Here is a 15,473-nt window from a genome sequence, read left to right on the forward strand (position 1 = left end):
ATTGTGTATTTTTCTGTTTCAAGGAGAAGGATTCAAGATGAGGGCTCACGTCTCGTTGCTCACCAAGCTGACCATCCTGTCCGCTGCCGTTGCGGCCCTGGCGTTCGTGGGCGCGCCCCACCTCGCCAAGGGTGCCCCCACGGCAGGCGCATAGACCATGGAAACGGAGGTCGACGCCTCGGTGCCCGTCCTGGCCCCGACGACTCCCGCCCCCCAGACCTCCACGATCAGCGACTTCAACTACGTGGACAACGGTGACGGCACCCTTACCGTCACCAACGCGGGCACCGAGCTCCCCCTGAGGAACATCAGGATCGAGGACAAGATCCACGAGGGCCTTACGGTCAGGCAGGACGCCATCACGGTGGCCTGCGAGGAGCTTGGCCTCGACAAGGCCCCCCTCTCCCAGACCACGGCGGTCTCCGCCAAGGTGGTGGACGGCAAGCTCCTTGTCGAGGTGGGCACCCTTCCCGTCGGTGCCACAATGAAGGTCTTCGTGCCAACCGCGCTCACCAGCGACCTCGTCAGAACCACGCGCTTCGAGAACACGGCGGCCATCACCTCCGTCGAGGGGCACGACCTCGACGAGCCCATCAAGAGTGAGACCACCTACCACATGGCCAGGAAGACCTACGGCCTCACGTACGAGGTCGCCGCCGACCCCACCTACGGCACCCTGGAAGGCGTTACCCCGCCGTCGCCTGTGACGGGCATCGAGTATGACACCGACCAGAGGCTGGCCCACACGCTCTCCAGCGACCAGGCCTTTGCCCTGAGAGACGGCCAGCAGGTTCGGGGCTTCTGGCGCTTCGACGGCTGGCTGCCCACTGCCTCGGCTGGCGAGGCGGTCACTTCTGTCAACGTCCGCCAGGACGCGACCGTCTACGGAAGGTGGGCCTTCGTCCCCACGACGGACCTTACGGTCACCAAGGTCTGGGAGGGTCCCAAGAAGGATGCGGCCGAGGTGGTGCTCCTAAGGGACGGCACGGAGATAGAGAAGGCCACGCTTGACGAGGCGGGAGCGTGGACGCATGAGTTCACCGACCTCGTTGCCTATGATTCCAGTGACGGTCACGAGTACCACTACAGCGTGAAGGAGACTCCCATCGGTGGCTACGTCAGTGCCGTGACGGGAAGCATGGGTGACGGCTACACCATCACCAACACCTACAAGCCCGAGCCAACGCGACATGACCCGCCTGTGGAGAAGCGCGTCGACGGCCCCGCACCCAAGACGCCAGACAGCTTCGAGTTCGTCCTGACACCCAACGACCCCGCAAACCCGGATGCCCCAGGGCTCCGTGGGCGGCAGGAAGACGGTCGTCATCCGTGGAGCGGGCTCGGCTGAGTTCGGCGACATCGAGTTCGCGAAGCCGGGAACCTATGCCTACACCGTTACCGAGACTTTCGGCTCCGCCGCCTGCAGCTACGACCGCTCCGCCTACACCATCACCTACGTTGTGATGGACGACGGTACGGGCAAGCTCCTGCCACCCACCCGCACGGTCACGGTGACCAGAAACGGAGTCGAGCAGTCTGTTGACCTCGGGCCTGACGGCAACGGCGTCGGTGCGGTCTTTACCAACGTATACCCCGACGAGCCGGCTGCCGAGCGCATCCCCAGGACGGGCGACGTCTCTCAGGCCGCGCCGCTCGCGGCCTTCGCCCTGGCGCTCGTTGCCGGAGGCGCTGCCCTGCGCAGGAGGGGATAGCTAGGCATCTCGCGTCATTCCGTTTGTTAGGACGTTCGGGGGGTGGTACCGGTTGGTGCCACCCCCTCCTCCATACCGCAAATACCCAGACGACCTGGAGCTCCGTTGACTTACACGCCTGTCGTACCACCAGCCGCTTCGGGCGGCTCTCGAAGCTTGGCATGTAAAAAATCAAACCAATGATGACTTGCGATTGAATGGAGCTATATGTATGCGCCCGTTTCGCAAAGCTCTATAGACGACCTTTGCAATGCGGAGGAGAGCCAGTACCTCGACCGCAAGAGCTCGCGTCTGAAACCCAGGGAGCTTGCGCGGCATATCGGTGCCTTTGCAAACGCTTCAGGTGGAAAGCTGATTATCGGTGTGGAGGACAATGGAGTTATAACCGGATTTCTCCGTGAGGGCGCTCGACGAGTGGAAGAGTTCGAGCAAGCCGCCCTTGTTGAATGCAATCCGGCACCCGTGGTCCAGTCGACGAGGATTCCTGTCACCAACTCTATCAGGTTGCTGCCCGCGACAGGGTTGCCACCGTCTCAACCCCTATGGTTATGGGGAACATATCCACGCTCGTAGATGGAAACATATCAAAGATTGGCTCTCGTTTGTAGGAACATATCGACTGTAATTATTTCATTTTCAAGCCTTTATCGATAGCTTCCTGAATAATCTTATGACAACAAACTCCCAACGGATTGTTTTCTTTACAATTAGAATTTTTCATTGCCCCAGTGATGGCATTTACTTCTTTTACGGATTTCGCGCCATGCTTTACAACTGCTTCAATTACCTGATTTTCTGTGACTTCGCTACAATAACAAGCATACTTAGGATCTGCATCTTTCTTAAACCAGATAGGAACTCTAACTTGGTCTTTCAAGAATTTTATTTCATTATCTAAGTTATAGTAAACAACGTCGCAGTCCTCGTTCATGCAAATCTTATATTGATCTCCGTTAACAGCATTACGATAATCATCTACCACTAGATGTTCAACAGTTACTTTACTAACGGAAATCCCTTCATTATTACATACAGGACAATTGTCTTTAATTTGATCCGGCTTTTCTGTTTTGCATCCACAACAACATTCATTATTAATCTTCATATTCTTAGCCTCCATATTCGGCCTATTTTTCTTCTCGATATTTTATATCCAATTTTCCCTAGTTCTTTTTTTATTTTGCGTGTTCCATAGTTGTTTCTACTTCTTCTGAATATTTCTTTTTCATCTATTTCTTCTATTAGTTTTCAGTAGTGCAGCTTGTTTTAAAATATCATTCTCCATTTCAACCTGTTTAGATATTATTTAAATCATTCCAAAATGCTCTAAAGCATCTTCGATTGCTTTTTCTTTTTCTTCTGGGCAATTTGGCACTCTTTGATTTTCTTTCTTACTAAAATTATAATTTTCTCTCTCTATTAGACCATGTTTCCTTTTTATTTGTGCAATATATAGGCTTGAAACTTTTAGTCCGTATTTATCTAACACATACTTTTTAATTTCTCTATAAGTTGCGTCTTTTGAAAAGTCAATTTCAGATAATTCATCTTCCCCTATTTCTATATCTAAATGATGTTCTGTATTTAGTTTGGACAACAGAGCTACCGTCTCCACGTGCTTGGTGTGGGGGAACATGTCCACGAGCTCCATGTGCGTGGTGCGCCAACCGTGCGCGCGAAACTCCCTCAGGTCCCTCAACTGCGTCTGGGGATTGCAGCTCACGTACACCACGCTGCGGGGCCTGAGCCTGGAGACGGCCTCGATGAACTGCGGGGTCGAGCCAGCCCGTGGTGGGTCCATGATGACAACGTCTGCCGAGAGGCTCCCCCTGGCGCTTCCGGCGAGGTGCTCGGTGGCGTCCGCGCACACGAAGTCGCAGCTCCCCTGGAGGCCGTTTGCCTTGGCGTTGCGTCTGGCGCACCCAACGGCGCCCCGTACCTGCTCGATACCCAGAACACGCGCGTCAGGGCAACCTCGGCTGGCGCAGATACCAATGGTGCCCGTGCCGCAGTACGCATCTAGCAGCAGCTCTTTCCCCTGCAGCCCGGCCGCATCGATCGCCAGGCGGTAGAGCAGCTCGGTCTGGGCGGGGTTGGTCTGGTAGAAGCTGGTGGGCCCTATCTCGAAGAGGCATCCCAGGAGCCTGTCGTGCATGACCCCCGTGCCGAAGAGCGTGGTGTTTTTGCGTCCCAGCATGGCGTTGGTGCGCCTCTCGTTCACGTTCTGCACGATGCTCGTTATCTCCGGGTGAAGCTCCGTGAGCTCCTGTACCAGGCGCTCCGCCTGGGGAAGCCTCTCTCCGTTGGTGACGAGGGTTACCAGCACGTCGTCTGTGGCGTAGCCGCTGCGAACCACCGCGTGGCGCAGCACGCCACGCGCGCTGTCCTCCTGGTAGGCGCTGATGCGCAACCGCGTGGCGATGCGCGCCACGTCATTGATGATGGGGCGGCCCGCCTTGTCCTCGACGAGGCACTCCTGGCACGCCACTATGCGGTGAGAGCCCGCTTCGAAGAAGCCGCAGCGCACACGCCCCCTTGCGCCTGGCGCGAAGGGAGACGCCATCTTGTGTCGAAAGCCCGTGGGCTCCTCCATGCCATGGATGCGCCCGATGCGGAAGCCGTCCGCCTCCACCAGGCCTGAGAAGAGCCGCTCCATCGCCTCCTGCTTGCGTCTCAGCTGGATGGGATAGGGGACCGCGAGCCATTCGCAGCCTCCGCAGCGCTTCGAGATGGGGCAGGTGTAGGTGCGAAAGCCCATGGGCCTCCTTCCGGCTTCTGCGGGCGTGGGTCTTGGGAATTGTACGCCACGCTCCGTACCTCGCCCGCCTTGCCGCAACGTTTCCCACGTGATAACTCCTCAGTGCCAGGCCGCCCCGCCGCATAGAATGAACCAACCAAGAGTTTGCGGCCGCGATGCAAGGAGGCAGACATGCCAATGAAGATCGGCATCATCGGAATGGGCCACGTGGGAGCGCACGTGGCAAACGCGATCCTCTCGCAGGGCCTTGCCGCCGAGCTGTACTGCGTTGACAGCATAGAGAGCAAGGTTGCCTGCGAGGTGAACGACCTGCAGGATGCCATGCCCTTCTATCCTCGCGTGGCGCGCGTCTACAACTGCCACCGGGACTACAAGGCGCTCATGGGCTGCGACATCATCGTGAACGCCGCCGGCCACGTTGCCCAGGCGGCGGGAAACCGTGACGGCGAGCTCTTCTGCACCTCGGACGAGACGAAGAGCTGGGCGCCCGAGCTCAAGGGCTACCAGGGCATCGTCGTCACCATTGCCAACCCCTGCGACGTGGTGGCGACCATCATCTGGAAGCTGGCGGAGCTCGAGCCGCGCCAGGTTGTTAGCTCCGGCACCGCCCTTGACTCCGCGCGCTTCCGCCACGCCCTCTGGGACGTGACGGGCTACAATCCCCAGTCCATCACCAGCTGGATGATCGGAGAGCATGGTGCCAGCCAGTTCGCCGCGTGGTCGCACGTCTCGTTTGGCGCAACGCCCCTCGCCGAGCTCGAGCTGGCGGACCCCGAGCGCTTCGGCTTTGACAAGGACGCGATAGAGGAGGCCGCCCGCATGGGAGGCTACGTGACCTACGCAGGCAAGCAGTGCACGGAGTACTCCGTTGCCAATGCCGCAACCGAGCTGATCAAGGCCATTGTTCAGGACAGCAAGCTCATCACTCCCGCCGGGACCCTGCTCCAGGGCGTCTACGGCGAGAGCGGACACTTCAGCTCCATTCCCTGCGTCATTGGCAAGGATGGCGTGGAGTCCACCTTCCCGCTGGAGCTCAGTGCCGCAGAGCAGGAGAAGTTCCACGCCAGCTGCAGGCACATCCAGGAGAACCTCGAGAAGGTCAGAAGCTGGTAGGGGCAGAGGTTCCTTCCCATGATCGGCCCTTCGCGCGGCGGCACCCATGAGGGCGCCGCCGCTTTTTGTCCAGCAGCGCGCCCACCGCGCGCAGGCACTCGCTGCCCGAAGCAAGCTTCTCGGCGGGCGGGGGCGTGGGTATGTTGGTTCCAGCGCGCTCTCCTGGGGGCGTGCCGCTTTTCAGTCATAGGTGCACGGTGGCCTCGCCGTCGCGTTATCTCCTCGGCGTTGCCGCCCTGCGGTGCGGCTCGAGGAGGAATCATGGCAACAAGCACCGGGACAGTAAAGAACCTCGCTCTCGTGGGCCAAGGTGGCGTGGGCAAGACCATGCTGGCCGAGGCCATGCTTCACCTGACGGGCAAGACCACCCGTCTGGGCGGGCATGCCGGCACCAAGCCCACGCTTGACTACGACAGCGAGGAGGGCAGCCGCGGGTTCTCCATCTCCACCACCATCGCCCCGGTGGAGTGGAAGGGAACGCGCATCAACGTCCTGGACGCCCCCTGCTACCCCGATTTCGTGGGGGACGCCTACGGCGCCCTCGCCGCCGCCGAGACGGCGGTCTTCGTGGTGGACGCGGCCTCTGGTCCCGGCACCATAACCACGCGCCTCTGGTACGCGGCCGAGGACCTCTCCATTGCCCGCGCCCTCTTCATAAACCGCCTGGACCGCAGCGACGCCGACTGGGAGACCGCCCTTGCCACCGCCCAGGAGCTCTATGGAAGCCGCCTGGCCGCCGTCACCATGCCCATGGGCTCCGGCGACGACTTCGCCGGCATCGTCGACGTGGTGCACCTGACGGCCCGCCACCTCGAGGGCACAAGCCCCGTCACCGAGGAGATTCCCGCCCAGTACCTCGAGGCGGCAAAGCTCGCCCACTCCCAGCTGGTGGAGCTTGTCGTCGAGGCGGACGACGAGGCCATGATGACCTACCTCGAGGGAGGGGAGATCGGTCAGGAGGAGCTCGAGGGGCTTCTCGCCAAGGCCATACGCGAGCGCGTGTTCGTCCCCGTCTTCGCAGGATCCTGCGTGCGCGAGGAGGGCGTCATCTCCCTCATGGACGACATCGTGCGGTGGTTTCCCACCATGGCGGACTACGGCCGCGTTCCACTGGTCAACGGAGAGGAGCTGGACATCTCCGCCGACGACGACCGTCCCGTGGCCTTCGTGTTCAAGTCCCTGCAGGATCAGCAGAACGGCAAGCTCTCCTTCGTCAAGATCCTGGCAGGCACCGTGACGCCCGGTGCCGAGCTCACCTGCGCGCGCACGCGCAAGCTTGAGCGTCTGGGACACCTCTACCTCATGTGCGGCCATGACATGACCGACGTGAAGTCCGTTGCCGCGGGCGACATCTGCGTGGTTCCCAAGCTGGACGCCATGACGGGTGACACCCTCTCGGTCACCGGCAAGGTGGAGGCAGCGGCGTTCCGCTTCCCCAACTCCCTCTACCGCGTTGCCATAGAGCCCGACGAGCGCGGCAGCGAGGGCAAGGTCTTCACCTTCCTCGAGAAGACCGCCGACGCAGACCCCACCCTCACCGTCGAGCGCGACGAGGACACGGGCCAGACCGTGGTCTCCGCCATCGGAGAGGCTCAGGTCTCCGTGCTGCTCGACCGCCTGGAGGAGCGTGCGGGCGTCACGGCCCACACCGTCAGGCTGCGCATCCCCTACCGTGAGACCATCCGTCGCGTGGCCAGCGCCCAGGGCAGGCACAAGAAGCAGACGGGTGGCGCCGGCCAGTACGGAGACTGCTGGCTGCGCGTGGAGCCAAACCCGGGCGCGGGCTACGAGTTTGTGGACGAGGTGGTGGGAGGACATGTCCCGCGCAACTTCATTCCCGCCATCGACAAGGGCGTCCAGGAGACCATGGTGGACGGCGTCCTTGCGGGATATCCCCTGATAGACGTTAAGGTTGCCGTGTACGACGGATCCTACCACCCCGTTGACTCCAACGAGATGGCCTTCAAGACGGCCGCCCGCATAGGATTCCAGAAGGCCGTCGGCCAGGCGGAGCCCGTGCTGCTGGAGCCCATGGCGCACCTCAAGATCACGGTTCCCGAGAGCTACGCCGGTTCCGTCATGGGCGACGTGTCCGCCTCCCGCGGACGTGTCGAGGGGATGGCCGCGACGCAGGGCCACGGAGCCCTTGCTGGCTTCACCACCATCGAGGCCACGGTGCCCTACGCCGAGGTCACGGACTACGCCACGCGCCTGAGGTCCCTCTCGCGCGGGACGGGCGAGTTCGAGCTTGAGATATCGGGTTACGAGCAGGTCCCGCATGACATCCAGCAGCAGCTCGCCCAGGAATACGCGGACAGGAGGTCCGAGGGCCGCTGATGGCCTGAGGGTCCAGGAATGCCGGGGGGCGGTGCCTATGGCGCCGCCCCTCGCCAGCTGTCTGCGGCCCTTTGTACTGATATAGTGTTCAGAACTGTTTTCACCGTTTGAGGAGGTTGCGCGCCCGCGCATGGACATAGCCCTCTCCATTAGCGTTACCGTTCTTCTGACCATTGCCAACGGCTACTTCTCCATGTCTGAGATGGCCCTCTCCACGGCGAGGAAGGTCCTTCTGGACCATGAGGCAGAGGAGGGGGACGGCAGCGCCGCCATTGCCGCGGCCGTTGCCGACAACCCCTCCGAGTTCCTTGCCGCCATTCAGGTGGCAATCACGCTCCTTGGCTTCTTCAGCTCGGCCTTCGCCGCGACGAGCCTCTCTGAGCCCCTTGGCGGCTGGCTGGCCGCGCTTGGCGTGGAGGAGGGTCTTGCCCGCGCCCTGGCAACGGCCCTCATCACCCTGCTCGTCTCGTTCTTCTCCATAGTCGTGGGCGAGCTGGTGCCCAAGAGGATCGCCATGGCAAACGCCGAGGGGATGGCAAAGCGCGTGGCCGGCCCCATCAACGCGTTCTCTCGTCTGGCGCGCCCCCTGGTTGCCCTCACCTCTGCCAGCGCGAACGGCCTTGCCCTCCTGTTGCACATCAAGGGAACGGATGACCGCCAGGAGGTCTCGGAGGACGAGATTCGCTACATGGTCACCGACTCGGAGGATCTCTCCGAGGAGGAGAAGTCCATGATCCACGAGATATTCGACCTGGGAGACACCAAGGCCCGCGAGGTCATGGTGCCGCGCGTGGACGTCACCTTCATGGAGGACGACTCCAGCCTGGGAGAGGTGCTGTCCGTCATGCGTCGCACGGGCTATTCACGCATGCCCATCTATCACGAGGACCTGGACCGCATCGTGGGGGTCGCCCACATCAAGGACCTCATAGGTCCCGCGCTCGACGACTCCGCCATGGACGCGCCCATCGTTCGCTTCATGCGCGAGGCGGACTTCGTTCCCGACACGAAGGACATCATCCCCCTGCTATCCGAGATGCGCGCCAGCCATGAGCAGATGGTCATCGTGGTGGACGAGTACGGTGGCACTGCCGGCGTCATCACGGTGGAGGACATCGTCGAGGAGGTCGTGGGTGAGATCGCCGACGAGTTCGACCCCGACAACAAGTACCTCACGCAGCTATCGGAGCATGACTGGCTGGTGGATGGGCGCTTCTCCATAGACGATGCCATCGAGCTGGGCTGGCCCATAGAGGACAGCGAAGGGTACGAGACCGTTGCCGGCTTCGTGCTGGAGACGGCTGACGGCCTGCCATCGCCGGGCGACCAGTTTGAGGTTGGTGGCTACGTGTTTCGCGTGCAGTCCATGCGCGGCAGGCGCGTCTCCATGCTGCGCGTGACGGCGCCTGCGCCCCTGGCGGTGCCGGAGCCTGCCGCCGGGCAGGAGTGAGGCCGCGCCATGTGGCCCTTCTGCCTGCCGGAAGCTGGAGTTTGTCTACAATAAGGTCACGCACGGCACGTTTGCGAGGGAAGGTTTTGCCCCATGGCACAGCTCATTGACATAGTCCGCGTCGAGGTTGGACTTGAGAACCTGACGGCACGTGTGCGCCTCAGCGAGGATGCACCCCTCATGACCAGCGAGAACCTGGTTGGCACCACGCGCGTCTACAACCTCATGCCCCACATCATTGACCATGTGTGCCTGGGGGATGCCGGCGAGACCTTCAAGGACGCCATGGGTCACACCGAGCTCGCCCACCTGCTGGAGCACATGACCGTGGAGCTCCTCTCGCAGTCCAGCGCTTCTGGCGAGGTGAGCTGTGGGCGCACGCGCCCGGCAGATGAGGAGCGCTGCTTCGACATCGAGCTCTCCTGTCCGGATGACGTGCTGGTGATCGGCGCCCTCTCGAGCGCCGTCTGGATTGCGGAGTGGGCCTTCGGCGACGGCGGCGCGCCCGAGCCGGACGTGGAGGCCATCGTCGCCGGCCTCACCAGCATGGTGGGCGGAATGGGCGAGGGTCCGGCCGAACGCTATCAGAGGCAGATAGAGGATCGGTTCACCGAGGAACTCAGGGCTGAGTACCAGCGGCACCTTCAGGAGCGCCAGCAGCAGATCGCCCAGCGCGAGCAGGAGATAGAGGAGGCTCGCCGCCAGGCGATTCGGGAGGCGCAGGAGCGTGCCGCCGCAGAGCGTGCCGCCGCCGAGGAGGAGGCACGGCTGCGTGCCGAGGCACGGGAGGCCGAGCTTGCCGCCGAGCGCCCTGGCTGGGCGGTTGACCTGGAGGCCTACGAGGCCGCCGAGGATGCCCGTCGCCAGGCGGAGGAGCTCGCGTCCGAGCAGCAGGCAGCCGAGCGCGCCGCGCTTGCCGTCCAGGAGACGGACGAGGGCGAGACGGGCGTTCTGGGACCTCTTGGAGGGGACACCCAGGCCGAGGTGGGCGAGGGGGAGCCAGGGGAGAGCCTCGGCTCCGACCTGCACGAGCTCTTCAGCTCTCGCCCCGAGCTGGAGGCGATCCAGCCCGAGGAGCTCGAGGCGATGGAGAGGGGAGACGGCCTGGGCGAGACCGCGGTCATGACCCTGGAGGATCCCGTGGCAGGGGAAGAGCTGCCGTCTTCTCCCGAGGAGGGCGAGCCCAGGGAGATGGAGAAGCCAGAGCCCGCCGCCGAGGTGCCCGCAGAGGAAGACGAGGAGCCGGAGCTCCCTTGGGACGAGCCACCCGAGCAGGAGGCCCAGGCCGAGCACATCCCGGGCCCCAGACGAGTGCGCTAAAGTGATGCGATACCGGAGCACCGCTCCGTGGATGCTGTCAACGAGCCTGGCCTGCCAGGGATGGAGGAGGAAGACATGAGCGCAAAGGGAACGTTTGGTTTCATCATGGGTAGCGTCATCGGTGCCGCCGCAGGCGTCGCCGCTGGAATCCTCCTCGCCCCGCGTCCTGGCGAGGAGAGCAGGGCCATGGCAGCCGACGCCATGAACGACGCCTGGGACAGTGCCGTTGACTCCTACGAGCGCGGCTCTCGTGCCGTGAGCGAGAAGATCAACACCGTTCGTCCCAACGTGGACGCCACCACCGACGAGCTTCGCGCCAAGGTCGATCTTGCCCGCGAGCGCATGGACCAGCTGCGTGACTCCCTCTCCGAGGCGGTCAACGCCACGTCAGCGCAGGTCCAGGATGCCGTGAGCAACGTTGCCGAGAAGGTCAGCGCCTCCGTCGAGGCCGAAGAGGCCCCCGAGGAGGCCCCCGCGGAGTCCGTGCATGTCGAGGTCGTCTTGGAGGACGAGGCCGAGTAGGTCGGCTCCTGCGCGGCGGTCGGGGGCGCGGTGCGTTGTCGCACCGCGCCCCCGACCTTAGACGAGCGAAAGGGATGTCAGATGCCCAGGGTAAGCGAGTACCTGAACGCCAAGGTCTTCCGGCTCAAGCCCAACAAGAGGGATGCCCTGCATCTCTCGCGCCTTGGGAAGGTGCACATGGCCGTCTTTGGTCCCAGCGGCCACAAGCTGGTGGGCTTCCTGGTCAGCCGTCCCGACGTGGTTGGCATGATAAAGAGGCCCGACGTCTTCGTTGCCCTCGACTCCCTTGAGCGCGTGGAGGGGGGCTACAAGGTCTCTAGCATGGAGACAGGCACGGACGCTGCCGCCCGCAAGCGCCTGGGCATAGATTGGGACAGCTGCGTCATGTGGACCGGCATGGATGCGCGCACCGTCTCGGGCAGGCAGCTGGGATACGTCAACGACGCGTCCTTCACGGCACCGCAGGGCGACGTGGAGTCCTTCTACGTGGGTGACGGGAGCGTCTCGCAGTCGCTCGTGGGCTCCCTCGAAATCCCCGCACGGCTGCTCAGGGGCTATGAGCACGGCTGCATGCTGGTGGAGAACGAGGCCTCTGCCGGCTCCCTGAGCGGCGGCGTTGCCGCAAAGGCCGGCGCTGGCTACGCCAAGGCAAAGATACAGGGCAAGGAGATGGCGCGAAAGGCCGACGCCGCGGCGTCTGACGCCGTGGACAAGGGGTCCCTCGCCCTGGGGAAGGCCCTGGGAAGCGCCAAGCGGGCCCTGGCGCCTCAGGAGAAGAAGCCTGCCAAGGGGAAGGGCTCAGGAAATGCGCAAGGCGCGGCAAAGGCCGTGGGCAAGCAGGCTCGCAAGGCAAGCGGCATGTTCGGCGCATTCATGGACGAGTACAAGAAGGCCAGCAAGTAGCTCGTCGAGTCCTTAGTAGCCTATGGCCTGGAACGCGAACATGACCACCGTGAGCACCACCACCAAAACGATGGTGAACCAGGTGAGCAGGTTCCACGTGCGGCCGTTCGCCCATCTCCCCATGATGCGCCTGTCGCTCGCTATGCGAACCATGCAGACCAGGAGCACGGGCAGCAGCATGCCGTTGACGATCTGGGCGCCCATCATGATGCCAAAGAGGTCTGCCCCCGGCACCAGCACGATCACCGCGGCCACAAGCGAGATGGCCGTGACCATGCCCCGGTAGGCGGGCGCCTCCTTCCAGCTCCGGTCGGTTCCGCGCTCCCAGCCGAAGGCCTCGCAGACTGCCCCGGCGGTGATGCCGGGCATCACGCAGGCGGCGAGGAACGATGCCCCCACCAGGCCGGCTGCAAACATCGCCGAGGCATACTGTCCTGCGAGCGGCACCAGCGCCTTGGCGGCGTCCGCGGCGTCCGCGATCTTGATGCCCAGGGGGAAGAGGACACTTGCCGTGGTGAGCGTGATGAACCAGGCTATGGTCTGCGAGACCAAGGCCCCCGAGACGTTGTCCGCGCGCTGGCCCGCGATGTCCCGCTCGCCCAGGTTCTTCTCGGAGACGTTGCTCGAGACCATGAAGATCATGTAGGGCGAGATGGTGGTGCCGATGCTCGCCACCAGGACGGAGATGTAGGACGGGTCTCCCGAGAGCTGGGGGATGACCGTGTCGTGGAAGGCGTGCGCCCAGTCTGGCTTGGCAAGGAAGCCCGAGATGATGTAGGTGGCAAAGACGCAGGAGATGGCGAGGAGCACCTTCTCGACCCTGCGGTACGAGCCGGACATGGTGAGGAGCCAGGCCGTGACGGCCGCTATGGGCACGGAGACGAACACAGGTATGCCAAAGAGCGCCATGCCCGAGGCGATTCCCGCAAACTCGGAGACCGTGACGGCGAAGTTCGACATGACGGTGGCGAGCATGGCCACCGTGGACACGCGGATGCCAAACTGCTCTCGGATGAGGGAGGCAAAGCCCTTGCCGGTGACGCAGGCCATGCGTGCGGCAGTCTCCTGCACCACGATGAGCAGCAGGCAGGTGAGGGGGTCTGACCAGAGCATGGCAAAGCCAAAGTTGGATCCCATCACGGAGAAGGTGGCTATGCCACCCGCATCCATGCCGGCAAGTGCGGTGAGTATGCCAGGTCCCATGACCGAGAGCATGGCAAGCAGGCGCGTCCGCCGAGAGGGCAGGGGCAGCTCGGGCGTCTCGTGCGCCTGTGGCTTCAGGGTCTTCTCGTCCATGGGCCCCGCCTAGACCAAGACAGCGCCGGACAGCAGCACGGTTGCCACGACGAAGACGGCAACGGCCACGACCATGGCGACGGAGGAGAGCACCTGCCCGGAGGTCTCGCGGTTGCTGGCGTCCCTTCTGCGGAGCACGCCCAGATATACGGGGGTGCTCAGAAAGGAGACGACGATGCTGATGGCCGCGGCGGCAAAGCCGACGAGGATGCCTTCCCCGTCCAGCGGCCTCCCGGGCGAGAGGACGGCCTCGACTCCCGTGGCAATGAGGATGGCCATTGCGGAGAAGAGAAGCCCCAGGCCCAGCCCCTTGAGCATGAATCCGAGGTCAGAGGGCGCATCTTCGTCCTCTGGACCAAACTCCAGGTAGAAGTTCGTGGTGAAGCTCACGGCGTCCCGCGCGGCGATGACCGCCACGGGAAGGGCCAAGGCGAAGCGCAGCGTGTGGGCGAGGCCCATCTGTGGCTCGATGATGGTGGCCAGAAGGGCGATGCCCGCCATCCAGAAGAAGAACCAGAGCTCGCTGCGCAGGAGCCAGAGGATGTTGCTTCCCGCCTGGCTGCGATCGGAGTCGCTCCTGCCCGCGCCGGCAATCTGGAGGTCCTCCTCGTGCTCCTCCTCGAGGACGTCCAGGGCGTCGTCCACCGTCACCATGCCAAGCAGGTGGCGGTTGTCGTCCACGACGGGCATGGCAAGCAGGTTGTACTTGGCGATATCCTTGGCCACGTCCTCCTGGTCGTCGTCGGGACCGGCGGTCACCAGGTCGTCGAAGGAGATGTCTGCGAGGCGCGCGTCGGTGTCGCTTGTGATCAGCGCCCTCATGCCCACCACGCCCGAGAGTCGCCCCTCCTCGTCCTTTAGGTAGACGTAGTGGACGGACTCGAAGTCGTCGTCCAGCTCGCCGATTGCCCTGATGGCGTCCGAGACGCTGGCGTCCTCGGGCAGGAGCACCACCTCGGAGGTCATGATGCGGCCCGCGGTGTCCTCGCGGTACCCCAGGAGCTGGTTGATCGCCTTGCGCTCCTGGACCCCCATGAGCCTGAGGAGCTTCTCGGCCTTGTCGTAGTCGAGCTCGCTCACCAGCTCCGCGGCGTCGTCGGGGTCCATCTCGGAGAGCATGCGAGAGGCAGCCGCGTCGTTCAGCCCGCCCATGAGCTCCGCCGCCATGGCGTCGTCGTCCAGCTCTGCGATGGCGTCCGCCGCGCGCTCCTCGTCAAGCTGGGCAAAGACCTGCCCGCGCAGGCGTGGGTCCAGCCGCTCGATGATGTCCGCGATGTCGGCGGGGTGAAGCTCGTCCAGCGTCTTGTGCGAGACGGAGAGCTTCACGTCGCTGAGATCGCGGTCGATGAGGTCCATGTAGTTCCAGGCGATGATGCGCTCGGGAACGGAGCGGCCCAGGGACTTCGCCGCGCGCAGGACCAGGCGCTCGAGCGTGGGGGAGAGGGAGCGAAGGATGCCGCGGACGCCAACCTCGGCGCCCAGCAGGCGCAGCTGGCTGGAGCTGGTGTCAGAGAGCTTGAGGTCGTTCACGCGCACGACGCGCGCGCCCCTGGTGTCAACTATCTGCTTGTTGAGCAGGTCACGGGCAATGAGGACCTCGGAGGGCTGGAGGTAGCTGAAGCGGATGTCCGTTGCCACCACCTTGAGGCGCACCTCGGACTCGCCGAAGCTCTCGACGTACTTGCGCCAGCTCACCATGAAGGGGGTCTTGCTGGGGCCCTCTATCGCCAGGGCGGTCACGCGGGGAAACACCTCGCCGGTGGCAATGCCAAGGTCGTTGACCTTGCCGATGCGCTCGCCGTTGAGGTCGAAGACGGGATTTCCCACCAGCTGGGAAAGGTAGATCATGCAGGCTCCTTATTGGTTGGACGACGCGCGGGTGCGTCATGCCGAAATCTTCTGGGGTACCCCGCGACGAGACCAACAGGAGCGTCGTGGGGTCATCGACTGTGAGGTCGAGGTTTCATCAATGACCCTTCTCTTAGGCTTGCAGGCCGCGGCCGGGGCATGCCCCGCCGTCGTTTGTGATTGTACACGCCAGGGGTCGCCAATTTGGGCGCAC

The 15,473-nt window shown here is 63.3% G+C and carries 13 protein-coding genes and 1 pseudogene; 9 read left to right on the top strand and 5 right to left on the bottom strand.

The features are described 5' to 3' along the window. Positions 1 to 157: 157 nt before the first annotated feature. The 3 genes from CZ375_RS07610 to CZ375_RS08535 all read left to right on the top strand — a co-directional run bounded on the left by CZ375_RS07610 (position 158) and on the right by CZ375_RS08535 (position 2,285). Positions 158 to 1,348: a Cna B-type domain-containing protein gene (locus CZ375_RS07610; RefSeq protein ID WP_077598611.1), complete on the top strand. Its 1,191-nt coding sequence runs from the start codon at positions 158 to 160 to the stop codon at positions 1,346 to 1,348. Then, positions 1,287 to 1,712 (top strand): Spy0128 family protein, encoded by a 426-nt coding sequence (locus tag CZ375_RS07615; RefSeq protein WP_077598612.1) that lies wholly within the window; start codon positions 1,287 to 1,289, stop codon positions 1,710 to 1,712. The genes CZ375_RS07610 and CZ375_RS07615 overlap by 62 nt, the downstream gene beginning before the upstream one ends. A gap of 207 nt (positions 1,713 to 1,919) precedes the next feature. Continuing rightward, entirely contained in the window at positions 1,920 to 2,285 is a 366-nt protein-coding gene (locus CZ375_RS08535; protein WP_077598613.1) for an AlbA family DNA-binding domain-containing protein, read from the top strand. Positions 2,286 to 2,337: 52 nt separating this feature from the next. Here CZ375_RS08535 and CZ375_RS07625 read toward each other — a convergent pair whose 3' ends face one another. From CZ375_RS07625 to rlmD, 3 genes and pseudogenes are all read right to left on the bottom strand, one after another. Further along, on the bottom strand, positions 2,338 to 2,832 hold the full coding sequence (locus CZ375_RS07625) for a Csac_0668 family 2Fe-2S cluster-binding (seleno)protein (RefSeq protein WP_002846217.1): 495 nt from the start codon (positions 2,830 to 2,832) through the stop codon (positions 2,338 to 2,340). Beyond that, a pseudogene (locus CZ375_RS08160) lies at positions 2,826 to 2,936 on the bottom strand (IS3 family transposase); the annotation flags it as partial. The pseudogene CZ375_RS08160 and the gene CZ375_RS07625, both read right to left, overlap by 7 nt. Before the next feature lie 82 nt (positions 2,937 to 3,018). Continuing rightward, positions 3,019 to 4,470, bottom strand: coding sequence for a 23S rRNA (uracil(1939)-C(5))-methyltransferase RlmD (rlmD, locus tag CZ375_RS07635; protein ID WP_077598614.1), 1,452 nt, complete (start codon positions 4,468 to 4,470; stop codon positions 3,019 to 3,021). Between the two features lie 171 nt (positions 4,471 to 4,641). Here rlmD and CZ375_RS07640 point away from each other — a divergent pair, with 171 nt between their 5' ends. From CZ375_RS07640 to CZ375_RS07665, 6 genes are all read left to right on the top strand, one after another. Further along, positions 4,642 to 5,583 (top strand): lactate/malate family dehydrogenase, encoded by a 942-nt coding sequence (locus CZ375_RS07640; protein WP_077598615.1) that lies wholly within the window; start codon positions 4,642 to 4,644, stop codon positions 5,581 to 5,583. Between the two features lie 261 nt (positions 5,584 to 5,844). Further along, positions 5,845 to 7,920, top strand: coding sequence for an elongation factor G (locus tag CZ375_RS07645; RefSeq protein ID WP_077598616.1), 2,076 nt, complete (start codon positions 5,845 to 5,847; stop codon positions 7,918 to 7,920). Between the two features lie 130 nt (positions 7,921 to 8,050). Beyond that, positions 8,051 to 9,370 carry a hemolysin family protein gene (locus CZ375_RS07650; RefSeq protein ID WP_077598617.1) on the top strand — a complete coding sequence of 440 codons (1,320 nt, stop codon included), beginning with the start codon at positions 8,051 to 8,053 and terminating at the stop codon, positions 9,368 to 9,370. A 93-nt stretch (positions 9,371 to 9,463) separates the two neighbouring features. Next, positions 9,464 to 10,690 (top strand): cyanophycin synthetase family protein, encoded by a 1,227-nt coding sequence (locus CZ375_RS07655; RefSeq protein WP_077598618.1) that lies wholly within the window; start codon positions 9,464 to 9,466, stop codon positions 10,688 to 10,690. Positions 10,691 to 10,765: 75 nt separating this feature from the next. Next, on the top strand, positions 10,766 to 11,212 hold the full coding sequence (locus tag CZ375_RS07660; RefSeq protein WP_077598619.1) for a YtxH domain-containing protein: 447 nt from the start codon (positions 10,766 to 10,768) through the stop codon (positions 11,210 to 11,212). 81 nt (positions 11,213 to 11,293) lie between these two features. After that, the gene (locus CZ375_RS07665) at positions 11,294 to 12,115 is read left to right on the top strand and encodes a hypothetical protein (protein WP_077598620.1); all 822 of its coding nucleotides are present in this window, start codon (positions 11,294 to 11,296) and stop codon (positions 12,113 to 12,115) included. 12 nt (positions 12,116 to 12,127) lie between these two features. Here CZ375_RS07665 and CZ375_RS07670 read toward each other — a convergent pair whose 3' ends face one another. After that, complete coding sequence (locus CZ375_RS07670) at positions 12,128 to 13,411, bottom strand: Nramp family divalent metal transporter (protein WP_077598621.1); 1,284 nt, start codon at positions 13,409 to 13,411, stop codon at positions 12,128 to 12,130. A gap of 9 nt (positions 13,412 to 13,420) precedes the next feature. After that, positions 13,421 to 15,259 (bottom strand): magnesium transporter, encoded by a 1,839-nt coding sequence (locus tag CZ375_RS07675; RefSeq protein WP_077598622.1) that lies wholly within the window; start codon positions 15,257 to 15,259, stop codon positions 13,421 to 13,423. Between the last annotated feature and the right edge of the window lie 214 nt (positions 15,260 to 15,473).

It is taken from the genome of Olsenella urininfantis (genome assembly GCF_900155635.1).
GTDB lineage: Bacteria > Actinomycetota > Coriobacteriia > Coriobacteriales > Atopobiaceae > Olsenella_G > Olsenella_G urininfantis.

Excerpts from the sequence above, each read along its gene's own strand:
- CZ375_RS07640 (WP_077598615.1), top strand. The coding sequence starts at position 4,642 with ATGCCAATGAAGATCGGCATCATCGGAATGGGCCACGTGGGAGCGCAC.
- CZ375_RS08535 (WP_077598613.1), top strand. The coding sequence starts at position 1,920 with ATGTATGCGCCCGTTTCGCAAAGCTCTATAGACGACCTTTGCAATGCG.
- CZ375_RS07660 (WP_077598619.1), top strand. The coding sequence starts at position 10,766 with ATGAGCGCAAAGGGAACGTTTGGTTTCATCATGGGTAGCGTCATCGGT.
- CZ375_RS07625 (WP_002846217.1), bottom strand. The coding sequence starts at position 2,832 with ATGGAGGCTAAGAATATGAAGATTAATAATGAATGTTGTTGTGGATGC.
- CZ375_RS07670 (WP_077598621.1), bottom strand. The coding sequence starts at position 13,411 with ATGGACGAGAAGACCCTGAAGCCACAGGCGCACGAGACGCCCGAGCTG.
- rlmD (WP_077598614.1), bottom strand. The coding sequence starts at position 4,470 with ATGGGCTTTCGCACCTACACCTGCCCCATCTCGAAGCGCTGCGGAGGC.
- CZ375_RS07645 (WP_077598616.1), top strand. The coding sequence starts at position 5,845 with ATGGCAACAAGCACCGGGACAGTAAAGAACCTCGCTCTCGTGGGCCAA.
- CZ375_RS07610 (WP_077598611.1), top strand. The coding sequence starts at position 158 with ATGGAAACGGAGGTCGACGCCTCGGTGCCCGTCCTGGCCCCGACGACT.
- CZ375_RS07655 (WP_077598618.1), top strand. The coding sequence starts at position 9,464 with ATGGCACAGCTCATTGACATAGTCCGCGTCGAGGTTGGACTTGAGAAC.
- CZ375_RS07675 (WP_077598622.1), bottom strand. The coding sequence starts at position 15,259 with ATGATCTACCTTTCCCAGCTGGTGGGAAATCCCGTCTTCGACCTCAAC.
- CZ375_RS07615 (WP_077598612.1), top strand. The coding sequence starts at position 1,287 with ATGCCCCAGGGCTCCGTGGGCGGCAGGAAGACGGTCGTCATCCGTGGA.
- CZ375_RS07665 (WP_077598620.1), top strand. The coding sequence starts at position 11,294 with ATGCCCAGGGTAAGCGAGTACCTGAACGCCAAGGTCTTCCGGCTCAAG.
- CZ375_RS07650 (WP_077598617.1), top strand. The coding sequence starts at position 8,051 with ATGGACATAGCCCTCTCCATTAGCGTTACCGTTCTTCTGACCATTGCC.